The 19,107-nt window shown below is 55.6% G+C and carries 16 protein-coding genes and 1 pseudogene; 12 read left to right on the forward strand and 5 right to left on the reverse strand.

Going from position 1 to position 19,107, the window contains the following annotated elements; translation table 11 throughout:
• From BG55_RS18500 to BG55_RS18530, 7 genes are all read left to right on the forward strand, one after another.
• A partial coding sequence (locus BG55_RS18500; protein ID WP_034940680.1) for an acyl carrier protein occupies positions 1-371 on the forward strand: 371 nt, incomplete at its 5' end.
• Entirely contained in the window at positions 368-3,622 is a 3,255-nt protein-coding gene (locus BG55_RS18505; RefSeq protein ID WP_034940683.1) for a non-ribosomal peptide synthetase, read from the forward strand. The genes BG55_RS18500 and BG55_RS18505, both read left to right, overlap by 4 nt.
• Positions 3,619-5,133 (forward strand): AMP-binding protein, encoded by a 1,515-nt coding sequence (locus BG55_RS18510; protein WP_034940686.1) that lies wholly within the window; start codon positions 3,619-3,621, stop codon positions 5,131-5,133. Before BG55_RS18505 ends, BG55_RS18510 begins: the two co-directional genes overlap by 4 nt.
• A complete protein-coding gene (locus tag BG55_RS18515; RefSeq protein ID WP_034940689.1) occupies positions 5,123-5,395 on the forward strand; it encodes an acyl carrier protein in 273 nt (90 codons plus the stop codon). The genes BG55_RS18510 and BG55_RS18515 overlap by 11 nt, the downstream gene beginning before the upstream one ends.
• Positions 5,396-5,419: 24 nt before the next feature.
• On the forward strand, positions 5,420-6,031 hold the full coding sequence (locus BG55_RS18520) for a GNAT family N-acetyltransferase (protein ID WP_034940692.1): 612 nt from the start codon (positions 5,420-5,422) through the stop codon (positions 6,029-6,031).
• A complete protein-coding gene (locus BG55_RS18525) occupies positions 6,028-7,056 on the forward strand; it encodes a C45 family autoproteolytic acyltransferase/hydrolase (RefSeq protein WP_034940695.1) in 1,029 nt (342 codons plus the stop codon). Before BG55_RS18520 ends, BG55_RS18525 begins: the two co-directional genes overlap by 4 nt.
• Before the next feature lie 20 nt (positions 7,057-7,076).
• Entirely contained in the window at positions 7,077-7,550 is a 474-nt protein-coding gene (locus BG55_RS18530; protein WP_052018954.1) for an OsmC family protein, read from the forward strand.
• Between the two features lie 108 nt (positions 7,551-7,658).
• On the opposite strand, the gene BG55_RS18535 is transcribed toward BG55_RS18530, so the two are convergent.
• Both BG55_RS18535 and BG55_RS18540 read right to left on the reverse strand, forming a co-directional pair.
• Positions 7,659-8,768, reverse strand: coding sequence for an iron-containing redox enzyme family protein (locus tag BG55_RS18535; RefSeq protein ID WP_338070027.1), 1,110 nt, complete (start codon positions 8,766-8,768; stop codon positions 7,659-7,661).
• Positions 8,769-9,195: 427 nt separating this feature from the next.
• Positions 9,196-9,774: a TetR/AcrR family transcriptional regulator gene (locus BG55_RS18540; protein WP_034940698.1), complete on the reverse strand. Its 579-nt coding sequence runs from the start codon at positions 9,772-9,774 to the stop codon at positions 9,196-9,198.
• A gap of 1,047 nt (positions 9,775-10,821) precedes the next feature.
• On the opposite strand from BG55_RS18540, the pseudogene BG55_RS18545 reads away from it, so the two are divergent.
• Together BG55_RS18545 and BG55_RS18550 are read left to right on the forward strand one after the other, a co-directional pair.
• Positions 10,822-11,325 (forward strand): annotated as a pseudogene (locus BG55_RS18545) (hypothetical protein); the annotation flags it as partial.
• Between the two features lie 521 nt (positions 11,326-11,846).
• Positions 11,847-12,326, forward strand: coding sequence for an Hcp family type VI secretion system effector (locus BG55_RS18550; RefSeq protein WP_034940701.1), 480 nt, complete (start codon positions 11,847-11,849; stop codon positions 12,324-12,326).
• A gap of 170 nt (positions 12,327-12,496) precedes the next feature.
• Here BG55_RS18550 and BG55_RS18555 read toward each other — a convergent pair whose 3' ends face one another.
• From BG55_RS18555 to BG55_RS18565, 3 genes are read right to left on the reverse strand one after another with little or no spacing between them, the layout of a single operon-like run.
• On the reverse strand, positions 12,497-13,516 hold the full coding sequence (locus BG55_RS18555) for an ABC transporter ATP-binding protein (protein ID WP_034940703.1): 1,020 nt from the start codon (positions 13,514-13,516) through the stop codon (positions 12,497-12,499).
• A 1-nt stretch (position 13,517) separates the two neighbouring features.
• On the reverse strand, positions 13,518-15,086 hold the full coding sequence (locus BG55_RS18560; protein WP_034940706.1) for an ABC transporter permease: 1,569 nt from the start codon (positions 15,084-15,086) through the stop codon (positions 13,518-13,520).
• 16 nt (positions 15,087-15,102) lie between these two features.
• Complete coding sequence (locus BG55_RS18565; protein ID WP_034940709.1) at positions 15,103-16,107, reverse strand: iron ABC transporter substrate-binding protein; 1,005 nt, start codon at positions 16,105-16,107, stop codon at positions 15,103-15,105.
• A 791-nt stretch (positions 16,108-16,898) separates the two neighbouring features.
• On the opposite strand from BG55_RS18565, the gene BG55_RS18570 reads away from it, so the two are divergent.
• The 3 genes from BG55_RS18570 to BG55_RS18580 are packed head-to-tail and all read left to right on the forward strand — an operon-like array spanning position 16,899 to position 19,107.
• Positions 16,899-17,363 (forward strand): PTS sugar transporter subunit IIA, encoded by a 465-nt coding sequence (locus BG55_RS18570; protein ID WP_034940712.1) that lies wholly within the window; start codon positions 16,899-16,901, stop codon positions 17,361-17,363.
• Between the two features lie 50 nt (positions 17,364-17,413).
• Positions 17,414-17,695, forward strand: coding sequence for a PTS sugar transporter subunit IIB (locus BG55_RS18575; RefSeq protein ID WP_034940715.1), 282 nt, complete (start codon positions 17,414-17,416; stop codon positions 17,693-17,695).
• A 14-nt stretch (positions 17,696-17,709) separates the two neighbouring features.
• A complete protein-coding gene (locus BG55_RS18580; RefSeq protein ID WP_034940718.1) occupies positions 17,710-19,107 on the forward strand; it encodes a PTS galactitol transporter subunit IIC in 1,398 nt (465 codons plus the stop codon).

The raw sequence follows: 19,107 nt of genomic DNA on the forward strand, positions 1-19,107 counted from the left end.
TGGCGGCGGCGCTGGGCAATGAAGCGGCCAGCCGCTGGCCGCAGCAGGCGGCGATCGTCACGCCGGGCAACGCCATCACCCTGCATCAGGTCACTTTTTTCAGCGACGGCAGCGCGCCACAGGAACCGCAGCACTGGGCATGGCTGAAGGAGAAGCTGGTCACGCTGCTGCCCAACGCCGCCCCTGAGCCGTCACAGCGGCTGGCTGAGCTGGGCGCAACCTCGCTGATGGCGGTGACGCTGCAATACTATCTGCTCAATGAATTGCAGGCGGATATCCCGCTGGCGTTCCTGCTGGAGCAGCCGCTGGGCGACGTTGCCCGTGAAGCTGAACGCCAGCAGACCACGGCGGCGAAGGGAGTAACAGCATGACCCCCGCTGAACTGTTACGGCAGGTTGAACAGGCCGGTCTGAAAATCAGCCTGCTGGAAGGTAATCTGAAACTGGAAGGGGCGACGCAGAATATCGCCCCTGAGCTGGTGGCGCAGCTGCGCGAGCATAAAGCGGAGCTGCTGACGTGGCTGGGTCAGCGTGCGGCCAGCTTCCCGCTGACCGCGCTCCAGCAGGCTTATTATCGCGGACGTTCGCCGCTGTTTGACGGCGGTGGCGTGGCGAATCAGGTTTATCATGAGGTGGAAGGGTGCTGGCAGCCGGAGCGGCTGGAGCAGGCCCTGCAACAGGTGGTGGCAGATCAGCCCGCGCTGCGCCTGCGCATTGTTGAGGATAACGCCCAGTTTATCAGCGACGAGACGCTGAGCATCATCCGTCACGATCTGCGCGGGCTGACCGGGCCGCAGCAGCAGGCCGAGCGGGCGCGGCTGCGTGAAGAGAAATCCCACCTGATGCTGTCGCCGGAAGGCCCGCTGTTGCAGGTTTCCCTGGCTTTGCTGAGCGATGAGCAGATGGTGCTGTATATCAATCACGACGGGATGATCGTCGATGGCATCAGCATGTTTCTGCTGTTTCACCACTGGCACCAGCATTATCAGGGCGAGGTTGCGCCTGCCGACTATCTGGCGTTTGACCGACATATCGACGCGTTGCAAAAGGAGCGGGGCAATGCCGCCTGGCAGCGTTCACGCGATTACTGGCTGGCGCGCATCCCGACGCTGCCGCCCGCCCCGGAGCTGCCGCAGGCGGTGAAAAGCGCCAGTGGACCGGCGCGTTTCAGCCAGCGGGTGGTGTCGCTGACCGCGCAGGCGTGGCAGGGATTGCAGGCGCAGATCCGTGCGCAGCAGCTGACCCCGGCCACGGTGCTGATGGCGGCCTACGCCGAGACGCTCTCTGGCTGGGGAGCCGGGGATCATTTCACCCTGAATGTCACCGTGTCAGAGCGTCGTCCGATCCACCCGCAGGCGTTTCGCACCGTCGGCCCCTTTTCCGCGCCGTTGCTGCTGGAAGTGGCGCGTGAGCAGCAGCTGACCTTCCCTGAGCGGGCGCGGGCGCTGCAACGTCGCCTGCATCAGGATGTCGATAATCGCCATTTTTCCGCCATTGAGGTGATGCAGGAGCTGGCGCGGCAGCGCGGGCTGGCTGCCGCCCGTATGCCCTGTACCTTTAACTGCACGCTGGGCGCGATGGAAGGGGTGAGCGGCGATGCGCTGACGCTGTTTGGCGAGGAAGTTTTCAGCCTCAGCCAGACCCCGCAGGTGCTGCTGGATGTGTTTGTTTTTGAACAGCATGGCGCGCTGGTTATCCGTCTTGACGGCGTGGAGTCCGCCTTCCCGGCCGGTTTCCTCAGCGCGCTGGCCGCCGGTTACCAGCGGATGCTCGAATTGCTTTGTCAGCCCCACAGCTGGCAGCAGCGACAGTTTGATCTGTTGCCGGACGATCAGCGCCAGCGTCGCGCGGCGGTCAACGCCACGGATACGCCGCTGGCTACGCGTCTGCTGGGCGATGATTTTGTCCAGCGGGCGCGTCGGCAGCCTGACGCGCTGGCGCTCTGTACGCTGGACAGGCAGATCGGCTATGGCGAACTGTACAACCGGGTGGCCGAAGCCGCGCAATGGCTGAAATCCCAGGGCGTGCAACGTAACACGCTGGTGGGCCTGGTGGCAGAACGCTCGCCGGAGCAGGTGATCGGCATCCTGGCGATTGTGCTGGCGGGCGCGGCCTATCTGCCGATTGATGCCCGTCTGCCCGCCGCCCGGCGTGACTATATGTTGCAGGACGGCGAGGTCAGCATGGTGCTGACCAACGTTGACCTGACGTGTGAGCTGCCGCAGTTTGATCTGCGTGCGCCGCTGCCTGCAACCTTCACCCTGCCACCGCGTGACGCGGAGGCTTCAGCGGACGATCTGGCCTATGTGCTCTATACCTCCGGCACCACCGGCCAGCCAAAGGGCGTGATGGTTACCCATCGTAACGTGGTTAACCTGGTGGATGACTGCCAGCGGCGTTTCACCATTCAGCCGCAGGATCGCTTTTTTGCCATCAGCGCATTCAATTTTGATCTCTCGGTGTGGGATCTGTTTGGCGCATTGTCGGCCGGGGCCGCGCTGGTCTTCCCGGATGCCGACCGCAGCGGTGACCCGGAACACTGGGCGCAGCTCTGTCGGGAGTATCGCGTCAGCGTGTGGAACTCGGTCCCGGCCATTGTGCGGATGATGCACGATTACGCGGATGCCATGCCGTCATCGCTGCGACTGCTGATGATGAGCGGCGATCGTATCCCGCCGGATCTGCCTGCGGCGATCATGGCTCAGCAGCCGGAGATTGAACAGTGGTCGCTCGGCGGCCCGACCGAAACCACCATCTGGAATATCTGCCATGCGATCGGGGCGGAAGACTGCGCCGGGGATGCCATTCCCTATGGCCGACCCAATGCTAACAATCAGTGCCTGATTGCTTCCCCACAGGGAACACCCTGCCCTGACTGGGTGGCTGGTGAAATCCTCGCCAGCGGCGCGGGCATCACGCCGGGCTACTGGCGCGATCCGGTGCGGACCGCAGAACGCTATATCGAGGCAGCAGGCGAGCAGCCACGTTACTTCCGTACCGGCGATCTGGGGCGCTATCTGCCGGACGGCAATATTGAGATCCTTGGCCGGGTGGATTTGCAAATCAAGGTGAACGGCTATCGCATCGAAGCGGGCGAGGTGGAGGCCGCGCTGGTAAAACAGGCGGGCATCAGCGAGGCCGCGGTGGTGGCGGCAAAAAGCGACAGCGGCGATATTCTGGTGGCCCATCTGGTGGGGGATAACCGCGCGTCGGACCCGGCGCGGCTGCGTCAGGCGCTCAGTCAGCAGTTGCCGGATTATATGATCCCGTCACGTTTCTGCTGGCATCCGGCGCTGCCGCTGAACCGCAACCTGAAGGTCGATCGCAAGGCGCTGAGCCTGCTGCCGCTGGCCGCAGAGCCTGCGCAACCTGCCGCTGACGACGGGCAGCACAGCGCCATTGAAAACCAGTTGCAGGGGATCTGGCAGGCGGTGTTACCGACAGGCCGGGTGGAGAAAACCCACGATTTCTTCAGCGCCGGTGGTAACTCTCTGAGTGCGTTACGCATTCTTACCCAGGTACGTAAAACCTTCGGCGTCTCGCTGCCGCTGGAGTCGGTCTATCAGTTCAATACGGTGCAGGCGATGGCCGCACACATCGCCACACAAGGAAACCGTTTATGAGTCGCTCCCTGATTAATGACATTGTTAATCATCCGCCCAGCCAGGGCGGAAATCTGATTGTCGCCACCCTGAGTGGCCGCAGAGCTATCCCACTGACGCAGCTTTACCAGATGGCCGGGCAGGTGGCGAATGGCCTGCTGGCGCAGGGCATTCGCGCCGGAGATACGCTGGGTATTCTTGCCGACAACTGCCTGGAGTGGGTGTTGCTGGACCTGGCGGCCCTGCGGATTAAAGTGCGCACCGCCGGATTCGATCCGGCAAAATTCGAGGCCACCCCCGAGCTGGCAGCACGCTACCAGCTGAAATGGCTGTATACCGATAAACCGCTGGGCGCGGACCGCAGCATCCTGCGCCCGCTGAGTGACATATCGCTTTTTCCCGACTGGCAACAGGCAGAGTTGCCGCCGGTCAGCTATGCCGATGAAGAGACCACCACGGTAAAATTCACCTCCGGTTCCACCGGCGTGCCAAAGGGGCTGGCGGCCACCGTCGGCAGCATCGACTCTTCCCTGCGCGACGTGCAGACCCTGTTTGAACACGGTCCACAGGACAGCCTGCTGGTGTTCCTGCCGCTGTCGCTGTTGCAACAGCGCTACTGGATTTACTCGGCGCTGAAATACGGTCATGACACCATCCTCACCAACTTCCAGTCGGCCTTTATCGTGATGCCGCAGCTGGAGCCGACCGTGGTGATGGGCGTGCCGGCGTTCTTTGACGCGGCGCGTCGCCATATCGAGCAGCAGGGAGAGCTGGCAGCGATGACCGCGCAGGGCAAAAAACTGTTTGGCAGTAAGATCCGTTACCTGTGGACCGGATCTGCCCCTGCCGATCCGGCCACCGTGCGGCTTTTCCATCAGCTCGGACTGCCGCTGTATGAAGGCTACGGTATGAACGAAACCTGTATCGTCAGCAAAAATTATCCGGGGGCCAGCAGGCCGGGCAGCGTCGGACAGGTGTTGCCGGAGAAGCGGGTGGAGATTGACAGTGAAGGCGCGATTATCGTGCACAGCCTCCATCCGGTGAATACCCGCTATCTGTATGCCCAGCCCGGCGCGACGGAGAAGATGTTTACCGCTGACGGCGGCGTGCGCACCGGCGATTTGGGCTGGGTGGATGAGGACGGCTATCTCTATATCAAAGGCCGCGCCGATAACGTCATCGTGCTGGATAACGGTAAAAAGATTGATGTGCAGCCGATTGAGGCGCGGCTGAAAAACAGCGAGGCGATTGCCGAATGTGTGATTTTCAGCCCGCAGCAGACCGATCTGGTGGCGGTTATCTCTCCGGTCAGCGCCAACGCCGACGCGGAACAGATCGCCCGCTGGGTTTCCAGCGCTAACGCGGCGGCGGAAAAAGATGAATACGTCGCCCGTTACATTATTGCCGCAGAACCCTTCAGCATCGAAAACGGCCTGCTCACTTCTCAGTTCAAACCCCTGCGTAAAATGATTTTTGAGCGCTATCAGCAACAACTTGTCACCTCTGTTAAGGAAAATGCATATGCACACTGAAACTGCCCTCTCTCCACTGGAACTGACCGCCCGCAGGCAGCTTTCTGCCACGCTGCTGACGCCGGTGAGCGCCGATGAACTCGACCCGGCGCTGAATATGCGTGAGGCTTACGGGCTGACGTCGCTGAATAAAATCCTGTTCATTACCTCACTCTGTAATGAGATGGCGATCGGTCTGGGCTGCCTGACCGAAGAGGACCTGGCGAACATGCACAGCCTGGCCGATGTCTGTCGGATCCTGAATAAACAACTAGCCCAATAAACGCCGAGCCAGAGGACAGAACAGATGAGCTGGAACCAGAAAGCCTCCGCCACCTTGCAGAATGAGCGGGTGCTGTTAAGAGCAGTACAGGAAGACGACCGGCAGGCGATGCGTGAGCTGGCCCGTGACGGGCAGATTTGGCAATATTTTGTCTTTCGCGTCGATAACGATGCGCAGTTTGAGACGTTTTTTAACGCCATGCTGCGCGATCAGGCGGCGGGCAGCCGGGCGGTGTACGCGGTGATTGATAAGGCCAGCGGACAGATAGCCGGTAGCATGAGCATCGGCAGTATGCTGGAGCAGGAAGCGCGACTGGAGATTGGCTGGTCGTGGCTGGGCGAGGCGTTTCGCGGCACGGGCATCAACCGCCAGGCAAAATATCTGCTGATGGCGCACGCCTTTGAAACGCTGAAGGCGATTCGGGTGGAGTTTAAAACCGACGTGCTGAACACCCGCGCCCGCGCCGGACTGCGCGGGATTGGCGCGACGGAAGAGGGTACGCTGCGCAGCTTTAACTTTATGCCGGACAACCGCCGCCGCGACGCGATCTTTTACAGCGTGCTGGCGGACGAATGGCCGGGGGTGAAAGCGATGTTGCAGGCCGCTCAGCCCGCTTTACAGGCTGGAGCAAAATGAGTGCCGATCATTTCCTGATCCGGCTGGAAGGCGATGCCCTGACGCGGGGCATTCAGCATGGTGAACAGTGCCGCGCTGCGCTGCAACAGTTTGCAGCTGACGGGCTGTGCCGTCTGCAACCGCTGAGTGACAGGCCGCTGTCGCTGGCGGCGCTCGGCGAGAAGATAACCGCTTACCGGGCGCTGGTCAGCCGCTGGTTGCCGGAGATGGCGGCGGAAATTGAGGGGCTGGCGGTGGGGGCGGGATTGTCTGCCGATGTGGCCTGGCTGCTGCAACTGCGGCGCGAGGTGCTGGGCTATAACCGCATCACCACCGGTGGGGACTGCTCAACGCTGGCGTCGCTGAAAAGTGAGCCGCTGCTGGCGCAGACGGTCGATCTCAACGGCAATCTGGATGATTTTATTCGCGTCCTGCATGTGCATACTCCACAACGACGTGCGCTGGTGCTGAGTTTCGCCGGGCTGCTGGGCTATCTGGGGATGAACAGTTGCGGGCTGGCTGTCGGGCTGAACATGGTGCTGGGCGGGCGCTGGCAGGAGGGGATCCCGCCTTATCTGGCAATCCGTCATCTGCTGGATAGCTGCGCGAATGTGGGCGAGGCGCTGGAAGCGCTGGCCGCGTTGCCGCTCTCCAGTTCGCGATCCTTCACCCTGTGCGATGCTCAGCGGGCAGTCTGCGTCGAGAGCCTCGATAATCAGCTGCGTGTGGTGGAGCAGGGCGCGGTAACCGCCCATACCAACCATTTTCTCCACGCTGATTTTATCGCGCAGGATGCGATCAATATCTTTGCGCGCAACTCCTCGCAGCTGCGGCTGAATCAGACCAGGGCATTTTTACAGCAGCCGACCATTGATGCTGAGGGATGCTTTGGGCTGTTCAGTACGCCGCCGGTATGCGTGGCGGATAATGGCGATATTCGTCGCGAACGCACCGTGGCGGCAGTGGTGCTGCTGCCGCAACAGGGCCGGATGCTGCTGCGGGCTGGTAATCCGGCGCTTTCTGCCACACACTCTTTCTCTCTTTAATCTGGCTGCTGGAGAACAACATGGCTGAAAAGCTGCATCATTATCAGGTCGCGCTGGAGTGGCAGGGAAATCTGGGGGTCGGCACCCGTGATTATCGATCCTATACGCGGGAATTTGTGGTCAACGGCGCGGCGGGTAAAACGCTGAACGGTTCCGCCGATCCGGCCTTTCTGGGCAAAGAAAGCTGCTGGAATCCGGAGGAGCTGCTGCTGGCTTCCATCTCTGCCTGCCATCAGCTGTGGTATCTGCATCTCTGCGCCGATGCCGGTCTGTGCGTGGTGAAATACAGCGACCAACCGGTGGCGACGATGAATGAAAAAAGCGGAAAATTTGTCTCGGCAGAGCTACGGCCAGAGGTGACGCTGAAGGAAGGGGATGATGCAGAGCTGGCGCTGTCGCTGCATGAGCTGGCCCACAGCAAGTGCTACATTGCTAATTCGCTGGCGTTTGCCATCAGCATCAACGCCACCTTTCACCACCAGCCGTCGGCCTGAGGCGGCACGGCGTTAGCGCGTTATCAGCAGGCGCAGGGTTGCTGGCTTCGCCATCACGCTCTGCGCCTGTTTTTATCCTGCGCCGTTGGCCGGTCCGGCGCGTTGCTGTTAGCGGACCGCCGTGTCTGTCAGCGCAACCTCAGAGGCGGTGTGCGCTGACAGCGAACGGAGCTTCGCCAGCAGATAATCGTAGTAGTGCTGACAGGTTTGCAGTCGCAGTATCGCCCCGTTGTAGATTTCTGCCATTGCGGCGGGGTGTCTGGCGCAAACCGGCACGATCACATTGTTCAGCCAGCCATCAGCATGAGCCACGTCAACGCTGATGTGCTCTGAGTAGTAATGGATATCCCTGTCGCTCAACCCGATACGCTTACATCCCACCACCAGCTTTTCATACTGAGACGGATCGAGCAGTTCGGTCATCGCCATCATGCCGGTCAGTTTGTAATAGTGCTGGCGCGTCACCCCTGCGGCCATAAACAGGTTATATCCGGCCAGCCCCTGCCACTCATACAGATGGGTGAAATGGTCATCGGGCAGGGCGATGCCGCGTCGCTCCAGCAGGTTTTTATACAGATTGACATGGGTGAACTCATTGCTGCCCTGACCAATTTCATCCCACAGGTTATGGCTGATTTCAGCCCGCGTCTCCGGAAACGATCCCACCAGCGTCATGGCCACCAGATCGAAAAATAATAAATTCAGCGCGCTGTCGCTTTTAAAAAAGTAATTGATTTGGGTTTCGTTGGCCTCGCTGGCAAGAAAATCAAACAGAGGATGACGGGCCGTGGGATGAGCGGACCATAAGGCGGTTAATTCCGCCACTATATTCTCAACGCACAGGTCCGGAAGCGGGATGGCGGCTGCGTTGATTTCATTTTCCAGCCAGGCGGATTCCAGCGTCTGGCGCAGCTGAATAAGCAGGGGATCGAACTGATTACGACTCTGCGCCGAGAGCGGCTCGGCCAGGTGTGACTGATAAAGGATAAACAGCGCCAGCTGCATATCCCGCCGGGCAGCGGCATTCTGCCCGGTCAGTGCCAGCTTCAGCGTATCTGCCACCTGCGCCGACAGTTTTTCTGCCAGCCGGGGATAATGCTGATAAACGGCAGGTAAATTATCTTCGCAGGCCAGAGCGTGAATAATATCCGCCAGCGGTAATTGCTCATGTTCGTTAAGGCACAGTGCATTGATGATCTGTTGTGTGTGTATATTCACAGGCGTGGCCTTATATAAGCGGCGATAGCTGTTTGACAGGATATACCCTTCATACTTCAAGTTGCCGGTGCGTTGGCTGCATGAGTGCACCCCAGTCACTTACTTCAGTAAGCTCCTGGGGACTTACTCGCTTGCCGCCTTCCTGCAACTCGAATTATTTTGGGTATATAAATATCACCGAAGGTTTTTATAAAATAACGCGTTAATTCAGCCCCCATCCTGAAGAGAATATTCTCTTTACCCGTTAATTAATGACAGGCTGTATCAGGATGAGTGAGCGGAATCTAACATCTTTTTGTCAGCTTTAAGATGACAACAGATTGCAGTTTAATGGTTTTCAGATTAAGGCTATGTCAATCTGAAAAATGCAAAATGGCCCTGATACAGGCCATTGTGACGGGAGAATAACGCGGCTGTTTCCGCTTAATTAAATGACGCCGCCCTCTGAAAAAATCAGCGCTTTGGTGGTGGACCAGGCAGTCAGTGCCGGAGAATTTTCAATATTGGCGATGCCCTCTGACTGGCTGGCCGCGATAGCGCCATCAATCAGCATCATAATGGTGAAAGAGACGCGGCTGGCAGGTTCAGGATTAAGGCACTGGCAGAGAATCTCATATATCAGCGCCTGTAAATCGGCCCTGAATTTAATATTAATTTCTTTTAATACCGCCGAGCTGTCACCAAATTCAACAACCGCCCGGTTAAACATGCAGCCGTTAAATTCGGGGGTATAGAACCAACTGTTATAATATTTAAAGATAGAAAAAAGTTTATCTTTGGTTTCCGTCTCTGCTTCGGTAATTTCTTTCAGTTCGCTAATAAACTGCTGATGTTTTATTTCGAGGATGGTTTTAATCAATGACTCTTTATCCGGGAAATAACGGTAAAAGGTCATTTTTGAAACGCCAGATGTTTCAGCAATCTTGTCAATGGTAGAAGACTGATAGCCTTCGCGGTTAAAAAGCGCCATTGAAGAATCGATAATATTTTGTAGCTTTGCTTTCATCTGACGGCCTGTAATAAAACTGAAATATCAACTTTTTATTATATCATATGTACATTTTATGGATAAAAATATTGGCACTGCAAGTGTAACCAAATGAATATATTGTAAAAAATATACTGGCGTATTGAAAAAACAGCTGAGCGCGATTATTTAAATTTTAGTTACAAAACGCCCGGCAACCGCTTGCCGCCAGCTGATATTTTTATCCGCAGGCAAATGACGCCGGATAGCAGCATAATCTGTGGCAAGCGGCGGAAAGCGACCGTTACCTCGTTATCTGGCAGGCTTAAAATGTCGCTGTTTTACCCTGGTCAAACCTGCCTGATTGTTTAACAGCAGAAGGGATAGCTAAGATGTTACAAAGCGCCAGCTGCACAAAATGCGTGCATGGTCGGTGCGCGCAATAACCCTGTTTTCAGGAGCGGTGCCGCGCGAATATCCGCTCAGGCAGAAACCCGACTGCTTACCCGTCGGGGGGGCTCTGTTTTAACGACACAAACAGGGCTGATACTTTATTTGCGCCATTGCATGAAGCTGACTCTGGATAAAAACATTATTATGCCCCTCTGAAACGGACCAGGTGAGGATTTCAGCCACTGCCCGGATTAGAAATGGCAGATAAACCGGCCCTGATGAGCCAGGCTTTTAATAGCGCAGCAGTTGCAGTATCATCGCGGTCATAATTAATTATTCAACAGGGAGAAAAGATATAAGAATTTTGTCAGGAGATAATGGAAATTAACATGGAGCAGTTATGTATTACAGTAATGAAATTATCGGATATTTACAGGCCAATAAGATCCTTGCATTAAAGCTCGACCACGCATTAACGGGTGTCGGAAAGGCGGTCTCCGAGCAGGTTAATACTACGGTAGCGGGCGCAAAACGGGTTTTGTATTATACATCCTGTTTTACCAAAGATTATACCCGTCATACTTCGAGTCGCAGGCGCGTTGGCTTTCCTCGCTCACCCCAGTCACGTACTGATGTACGCTCCCGGGAATTCACTGCGTCGCCGCCTTCCTGCAACTCGAATTATTTAGGGTAATTCAGGATGTCTGTCAGCAGCAAAAAAGTGAGGATATACGATTCAAAAATGGTGTCATACATCTTATTCGGCATGGCAATATTGTGTATGACATGCTTAGAATCTACTTTGAAGAAATATTCAAATACAAAACGTATAATCAAATAGAGCACATCAAAAAAAAGTTGATGGCGGTTAATGTGCACATCGCCGCAAGCTCACTAACCAGTGCCGGATTCGCGTTAGCTGTTGCCTCTGCCGTTGCTATGGGTACGAATCTCAGTCTTGATATGAGCGCTCTCGTCGCGGGCAAAACTGCGGGGATTCTTGCTGGGTTTGGCGTATATGGCGTCGTTCAGAAAGCCGCAGATAGCGCAGATCACCTTCGCTTTACCTGGCCTGCTTATTATGCGGCGCTCTATGCTTATGAGCTGGAAATGATGTATTTCCTGATTCGAACACTTTTTGATCGAGCACAGGCACTAAGAGCCTGGCCCATCAGGCTATTTTACTTGCCATTTTGAACCTGGGCAGTGCTCGAAATCCTCACGTACTCCGTGTACGCTCCGGTTTCTGCGCGCTGTCCGTGTCCAAACTGGCTGCGACAATAACGCCTGATGGGCCAGGCTCAAATGCACCATGGGCATCAGAAAATGGAATTGCAGAAATTATTACCAGGATTATTCGATAACCATGATGAATCTGATTATACCCTTCATACTTCAAGTTGCAGGTGCGTTGGCTGCACGAGCGCACCCCGGTCACTTACTTCAGTAAGCTCCCGGGGATTTACTCGCTTGCCGCCTTCCTGCAACTCGAATTATTTTGGGTATAAAAGAGTGTTCAGGCGGATATTCAGGTCATTATTTTCGATGTACGGTCCGACATTATTCACATTGCTGTTCGCCGTCGTCTTTGTACAATTTTTCCCGGATGGTCCTTTGTGGCCTGTGCCAGTCTTTTTCTTATTCATGTTGTTTATATTTGGTCGCTACGTGAAATGGTAACAACAACAAGGCTTCGCTGAAATTTATAAGGAAATAATATGTCTGTTCCCGCACATTTATGGCTTGAAGATGAAAATGGCTCTCCGATTGTTGGCGGTTGTTTAATGCTGCTGCGACTGGGTTCTGTCGAGCTAAAATCTTTCTCCCACGGCGTCACTGTCCCGGTTGAATCAAACCTAGGAAAACTTACCGGCACGCGCGTTCATCGCCCGATCACCATAGTGAAGGAGTTTGATCAGACCACGCCGCTGCTCTACCGTGCCGTGTGTCAGGGGCGAATCATGAAGAAGGCGACAATCAGGATGTACCGTATTCTGGAATCAGGCGTTGAAGCTGAGTATTTCAATATCATTCTGGAAAACGTCAGGTTCACCACGGTCGCGCCATACCTCTCTCCCAATGGTATTACCAGCACGCATCTGGAAACGCTTGAATTGCGTTATGAGGCGATAAGCTGGAAGTATACAGAGGGAAATATTATCTATCGTGATTCATGGAACGAGCATTGCTGTGCCTGATAACGGACGAATGAAAAGGAAACAAGAGGCTTCCTCTGATACCTGCAATCACAGGCTGAAAAACGCTATTTTTATCAGGAGAAAAATATTGGCTTATCGCCAGGCTGCGACAGCTGGCGATAATCACTGATGATGCCTGCCGGGGTTCTGCTGCCCGGTAGCTGCGGCCGTTACAGCAGATGAACCGCCTCGCGTACCTCAAGTCGCAGCCAGCAGCCGGGCGTCAGCCATTGTGAGGAAGCCGTCTGCAACGTCAGCTGTTGTTTCTCCTCCTCCAGATAAACCGTCAGCAGTGAGCGGTCCCCGGCAAAGGCGAAATCCTGCAACAGGATGCCTGTTGGTTGCTGGCTGACACTTATGCTCAGTTGCTCCGGGCGCAGCATAATGCGCGCGCTGTCGCTGACGGGCTTGCGTAACGGGGTCACCTCGCCCAGCGCACACCAGTAACCCTGCTGTCGCTGGCGCAGCGGCAGGATCACCGCCTCACCCAGCAGTCTGGCGGTCTGCTCATTCACCGGGTAGTGATAAAGTTCACGCGGATGGCCGGTCTGCATCAGGCGACCCGCTTCCATTACCGCCAGCTGTTGGGCAAAGGAGAGCGCCTCTCCCTGATCGTGCGTCACCAGAATGCAGGCAATGCCCGCTTCGCTGAGGATCTGCTTCACCGCATCGCGGGTGGCGGCCCGCAGTCCGGTATCCAGCGCGGAGAAGGGTTCATCCAGCAGCATCAGCCGTGGTTTTAACGCTAGCGCCCTGGCCAGCGCCACGCGCTGCTGCTGCCCGCCGGAGAGTTCATGCGGCCAGCGTTGTGCGAAGTGGGAGGCCAGCGATACCTTCTCCAGCAGGGCCGCTACCGTACCATCCTGCCCAGACTTCGGCCCTTGCAGGCCGAAAGCGATATTGTCCCGCACCGTCAGATGAGGAAACAACATGCCGTCCTGCGGGACGTAGCCAATGCCGCGCTGATGGGCAGGCACCGGCACCCGGCCAGCGGTCAGCGACCGCTTATCGAAAATAATCTCCCCGCCGTCGGGCAGCTCAAAACCTGCAATCAGTTTCAGCAGGGTCGATTTGCCTGAACCGGACGGGCCGACAATCACCGTGCGGTTAGCGGCTGCTACCGTTAACTGCACGTCATGCAGCACCGGCGTCCCCTGCCAGGACTTATTTAATCCCTTGATCGTTAACATATTATATTCCTGCGGCGCGGCCAGCCTGACGATAAAGCAGGCTGGTTAAAGGAAGTGAAAGCAGAATTAACAGCAGCGCATAAGGCGAGGCGGCCACGTAGTCGATTTCACTGGTCAGTGACCAGAAGCCGCTGGCCAGCGTGCGGGTGCCGAGCGGAGAGAGCAGCAGGGTGGCGGTCAGCTCACTGGCAATACCAATAAAGGTCAGCGCCGCGCCGGAGGCGGCGGCTGGCGCGATCAGGCGCAGCGTGACCCGCCACAGCACCCGAAACGGCGGCTGCCCCAGGCTGGCGGCGACGTTCTCCAGCTCGGCCGGAGCCTGAGCAATACCGGCGCGTAAACTTATCAGCGCACGGGGCAGATACAGCAGCACATAGGCCAGCAGCAGGGTGAAGGCGGTCTGATACAGCGGCGGCGCAAGTTGCAGGGTGACGGTCACCAGCGCCAGCGCTATCACCAGCCCCGGCAGTGAGCCAGTCAGGTAGTTGCAGCTCTCCATCAGTCGAAACACCGGCTGCGGATAGCGCACCGACAGCCAGGCGAGTGGAAAGGCACAGGCGGTGGTCAGCGCCGCACCGGTAACCGCCAGGGTTAATGTCTGTTGGAAAGCGCGCCACAGAGCAGGCTGTTGCCACACGTCCACTCCGCCCAGCCACAGCCAGCGCAGCAGTGACAGCAGAGGCACGCCGAGCGACAGCACCCCCAGCGTCAGCGGCAGCAGCGTACACACCACCTTCACCGGCAGCGTCAGCGGTTTTGGCCTTTGCCGCTGCGGTACACCTGCACCGACCCGCGTATAGCGGGTTTTCCCCCGTACTTTAATATCAAGCAGCAGAAACAGCAGGCAGGTCAGCGTCAGCACGCCTGCCAGCATGTTGGCGGCGGGGCCGTTAAAGGTGGACTGAAACTGATCAAAAATGGCGGTGGTAAAAGAATCGAAGCGGATCAACGCGAAAAGCCCGTATTCCGCCAGCAGGTGCAGTACGGTCAGCAGCACGCCCCCGAGTATCGCCAGCTTCATCTGTGGCAGGATCACCCGGAAAAATACCGCCAGCGGCGTCAGGCCCAGCGAGGCTGCGACATATTCCAGTTCAGGATCGAGCCGCCGCAGTACCGCCGCTGCCGGAAGATAGATAAAGGGAAAGTAGGCCAGCAGCGAGAGAAAGACGGCCGCGCTCAGGCCGGACATCGCGGGCTGCACGCTTATCCAGGCGTAGCTCTGAATAAACGCTGGTACGCCCAGCGGGGCGGTGCACAGCAGGGACCAGAGCCGGCGTCCCGGCAGGGCGGTGCGTTCGGTCAGCCAGGCCAGTCCTGTGCCTGCGGCAATATTAAGCGGCAGAGTGCAGAGAATAAGCAGCGTGGTATTGAGCATCAGTTCCGCCACGCGCGGGCGAAACAGCAGGGTGCGGATGGTCTGCCAGCCGCTGCTGAAGGTAACCTGGGTGACAAATGCCAGCGGCAGTAGTGAACACAGGGTTATCACTACCGCCAGCAATATAAGCAAAAGGCCCGGCGTGCGGGCCTTAACGCCACCTGTGGGTGGCTTATGAAAAGCAGGATTTTGCATCCACAAAGTTCCGTTGTTACAGCAATCCGGCTTCGGTCATTAATTCAATGACTTTCTTATTGTTGAGCGACGACGGCTCGACAGTCGGGGCATTCAGATCCTTCAGCGGCACCAGTTTTGGATTGGAAGTCGCATTTTTACCGACCGCATACTCAAAGGCATCGTTGGTTTTCAGCAGTTGCTGACCCGCTTTACCGGTTATCCAGTTAACGAACTGCTGCGCCTCTTTGGCATGTTTGCTGGAAGCCAGCACGCCGCCGCCAGAGATGCTGACGAAGGCACCGGCATCGCGATGACCGAAGTAGTGCAGGGCGGTATTTTTACTGTTTTCGCCGGTTTTTGCCTGATCAACAAAGCGGTAGTAGTGATAAATGATCCCGCCGTCGATCTGACCGGCATTGATCGCCTTCAGCACCGTGCTGTTGCCTTTGTAAGGCACCGCGTTAGTTTTCATCGCTTTGAGCCAGTCAAGGGTGGCTTTTTCGCCTTTCAGCGCCAGCATCGCGCTGACAATGGCCTGGAAATCTGCCCCGGTCGGGGATGCCGCCCAGCGGCCTTTCCATTCTGGTTTTGCCAGATCCATGATCGAATGTGGCAGTTGAGCATCGCTCAGTTTCGCCGGGTTATAAGCAAACACCGTGCTGCGGGCAGCGATGCCTGTCCAGCGGCCATGAGCAGGACGGTACGCTTTATCCACCTGCGCCAGCGTGTTGCTCTCCAGTGGGGCGAACAGGCCCGCATTATCCACCAGCACCATCGAGGGTGAGTTCTCGGTCAGAAAAACGTCGGCAGGCGAGGCTTTACCTTCCTGCACCAGTTGGTTAGCCAGTTCGCTGTCGCTGCCATTACGCAGGGTGACTTTGATGCCGGTGTCATGCGTGAAACCATCAACCCATGACTGCACCAGATTTTCATGCTGTGCATTATAAATAACCAGCGTGTCATCGGCGGCGTGGGCAGATAACGTAAAAGAAGAAAACAGACCTGCAAGCACAAGGGATTTAAGCGAAAAGTGTTTCATGTCATCATCCTGTTCAGAAGACAATTCAAGTTTGTTACAGCCATTCTTCAAAGCAGCGACAATTTAATATAAAAGCATCAGAATGATAACGAAAATTATTCTTATTTACAGACTTCAGAGTATCCGCAAGGTGACCGGCTTTATCGCTTTACTTTATCCGTGAGCGGGGCGGGTGGGCAGAATTTTATGACAAAGATTAAGATAACCTTAATATTAAAAAACAAGCCTGCTGGCTGCTGATTTTTTGTTATTGGTGCGGTTATGATGACGCCCGCTGGTTATTTTTTTATCCCTGCTGACATCAGGTTTTTATCCGTGAAAAGTAAAAATAAAATATTCCTTTGTTGTTCTTTTTAATAACACTGTCTGCCTTCTGGTTTATTTTCCTGGTCTTCTGACTGATTTACCTTTTTGAAAAATCACCGTAATAGCAGATTTTATCAGGCGGGATTTTCATTGTTCAGCAAAACTGTGCTTCGACGAAGGTGGCGTTATTCCCTTATAAAATTTGTGCCATCCACCAGAAGTGAAAATAACCTCTGTTTTAAGCACCGCCAAAAAAATTCCTCACCGATCAATCTGTAATGCGCCTCTCTCCATCGCCTCCCTGAATTAAAAAAATATTTTTATGTGAGCAAAAGCACAATTCCTGTCGCAGCAGATTGCTCATTTCCATGTGACAGGAGTACGGTTTGCTCAGGTTGAACATGGTTGTACATAGACAACTATACCTGACATTAAACACCCCCTGTTTCGCACAGGGGTTTCACTGGTGATTACAGAGGTACAACATGCAACTGAACAGCTTACTTGACGCCAGACTCCTTCATCTGCATCAGGCACCGCTACAGCGTGATGTGCTGTTCAGGCAGATTGCCGGTCAGCTGTTATCTGAAGAGTTGGTGACGGAAAGTTACGCTGATGCGCTGATTGCCCGCGAGCAGGATCACCCCACCGCCATGCCGCTGGAGACGATGGGCGTGGCTATTCCCCATGTCGATATCGAACATATTCGTCAACCCAAACTGGTGGTGGTGACCTGTCCGGAAGGCATTGAGTTTTACCAGGCCGAAGATCCTGAATTAACCATGCGGGTGCAGGTCATTTTCTTTTTATTGTTAAATGAAAAAGATGCGCACCTTGAATTCCTGATGAAGTTGATTTCCCTTTTTCAAAAAACCGACGAGATGAACCAGCTATTAAGCTCCGCATCACGTGAGGCGGTGATGCAGCTTCTGGCAAATAATCTCGCTTAATATCCGGCCCCAGATTTTTGCAATTTCGACGACCGATAACGGAGTTTGCTATGAATAAGAAAATTATTTTTGCCTGTACCAGCGGAATTGCCACCTCAGCCGTGGCAACAGAAAAAGTGGTTAATTACTGCAAAGAGCACGGAATTAATGTTGAGCCTGTTCAGTCGAATATTGGCACCATTGCGACGCAGGACGATCTTGCCGATTTAATTATTGTCACCTCCGCGGTGAAAACCACGCTTCAGACGCCAGTCCTCAATGGATTGCCGTTGCTGACCGGTTTCGGTGAAGAAGCGCTTCTCGAAAAAATCATCTCCATTCTGAAAAAATAACCAGGAGCAGGCCGATGCTTCAGACACTTTATGGCGGCATTCAGTATATGTTGGGTCTTGGCCCGACCATCATGCTACCCATTATTATCTTTATTATGGGCCTGTGCCTCGGCGCAGGATTTAATAAAGCGCTGCGTTCCGCGCTGACGATTGGCATGGGTTTTATCGGTATTTTTCTGGTTTTCGGATTGTTGCTGGATAACCTCGGTCCGGCAGCAAAAGAGATGGTGAAACATACCGGGATTAACCTGCCGGTGGTGGATTTGGGCTGGACACCCCTTGCCGCCATCGCCTGGGCTTCGCAGGTTGCACCTTTTGTTGTGCCGCTGACGCTGGCGATTAACGTGCTGATGCTGACCATGAAGTGGACACGCACGGTGAACATTGACGTCTGGAACTTCTGGCACTTCTCAATGGTTGGCGCGATGGTGTACAACGTCACCGGTAGCTTCCTGTTTGGCCTGCTGATCGCCGGGGTGACCTCGGTCATCACGCTGCTGCTGGCCGACTGGTGTGCGCCGATGATCCAGAAGTATTTCAATCTGCCGGGCATTTCTCTGCCCACGCTCTCTTCCGCCATCTTCTTTCCGTTTGGCCTGCTGGGTAATCTGATCCTCGATAAAATACCGGGGATCAACCGCTTAAATGCCGATGCCGAGGCTATTCAGAAGCGTTTTGGCATCTTTGGTGAACCGATGATGCTGGGGGTGATCCTTGGGGCGGGGATCGGCATTCTCGCCCGCTATGACTTCAAAGGCGTGTTAACGCTGGCGATGAGCCTGGGTGCTGTCATGCTGATAATGCCCCGCATGGTGAAGCTGCTGATGGAGGGGCTACTCCCGCTCTCCGACGCGGTGAAAAAGTTTCTGCGTAAAAAGTATCCTGAGCGCGACGATCTCTATATTGGTCTGGATATTGCCGTGGCGGTGGGACATCCCTCCGTGCTGTCAACCGCGCTGCTGCTGATCCCGGTTGGCGTGCTGCTGGCGGTGATCCTGCCCGGTAACCGACTGTTACCGCTGGGCGATTTGGCAAATATCTGGGTGCCAATCTCAATGGTGGTACTGGCGTGTCGCGGCAATATTGCCCGTGCCTTTATTCTCGGTATTCCTTTGCTGTCGCTGAATCTGTATGTCGCCTCCGCTGCGGCCCCCATCCTGACCGCCGTGGCAAAAAGTATCCATTTTCCGATTAACACCGACAGTGAAATATCCAGCCTGCTGGATGGCGGCAATCCATTCCGCTTCTGGATGGTAAAAATCTTCGAAGGAAACGGGCTGGCTCTGGCGCTGATCCCGGTCATCTTCATCACTTGTCTGCTGCTGTACCGCATGACCCGCAGGCAGATGCAACAAGAAGAGATGGCCGAAGCGCATGCCGCCTCCGGCGCGGCTGAGAAACCGGGCTTGTAA

This window comes from Erwinia mallotivora, assembly GCF_000590885.1.
Lineage (GTDB): Bacteria > Pseudomonadota > Gammaproteobacteria > Enterobacterales > Enterobacteriaceae > Erwinia > Erwinia mallotivora.

Coding starts and splice junctions, on each gene's coding strand:
- BG55_RS18505 (WP_034940683.1), top strand. CDS start 368: ATGACCCCCGCTGAACTGTTACGGCAGGTTGAACAGGCCGGTCTGAAA.
- BG55_RS18510 (WP_034940686.1), top strand. CDS start 3,619: ATGAGTCGCTCCCTGATTAATGACATTGTTAATCATCCGCCCAGCCAG.
- BG55_RS18515 (WP_034940689.1), top strand. CDS start 5,123: ATGCACACTGAAACTGCCCTCTCTCCACTGGAACTGACCGCCCGCAGG.
- BG55_RS18520 (WP_034940692.1), top strand. CDS start 5,420: ATGAGCTGGAACCAGAAAGCCTCCGCCACCTTGCAGAATGAGCGGGTG.
- BG55_RS18525 (WP_034940695.1), top strand. CDS start 6,028: ATGAGTGCCGATCATTTCCTGATCCGGCTGGAAGGCGATGCCCTGACG.
- BG55_RS18530 (WP_052018954.1), top strand. CDS start 7,077: ATGGCTGAAAAGCTGCATCATTATCAGGTCGCGCTGGAGTGGCAGGGA.
- BG55_RS18540 (WP_034940698.1), bottom strand. CDS start 9,774: ATGAAAGCAAAGCTACAAAATATTATCGATTCTTCAATGGCGCTTTTT.
- BG55_RS18550 (WP_034940701.1), top strand. CDS start 11,847: ATGTCTGTTCCCGCACATTTATGGCTTGAAGATGAAAATGGCTCTCCG.
- BG55_RS18555 (WP_034940703.1), bottom strand. CDS start 13,516: ATGTTAACGATCAAGGGATTAAATAAGTCCTGGCAGGGGACGCCGGTG.
- BG55_RS18560 (WP_034940706.1), bottom strand. CDS start 15,086: ATGCAAAATCCTGCTTTTCATAAGCCACCCACAGGTGGCGTTAAGGCC.
- BG55_RS18565 (WP_034940709.1), bottom strand. CDS start 16,107: ATGAAACACTTTTCGCTTAAATCCCTTGTGCTTGCAGGTCTGTTTTCT.
- BG55_RS18570 (WP_034940712.1), top strand. CDS start 16,899: ATGCAACTGAACAGCTTACTTGACGCCAGACTCCTTCATCTGCATCAG.
- BG55_RS18575 (WP_034940715.1), top strand. CDS start 17,414: ATGAATAAGAAAATTATTTTTGCCTGTACCAGCGGAATTGCCACCTCA.
- BG55_RS18580 (WP_034940718.1), top strand. CDS start 17,710: ATGCTTCAGACACTTTATGGCGGCATTCAGTATATGTTGGGTCTTGGC.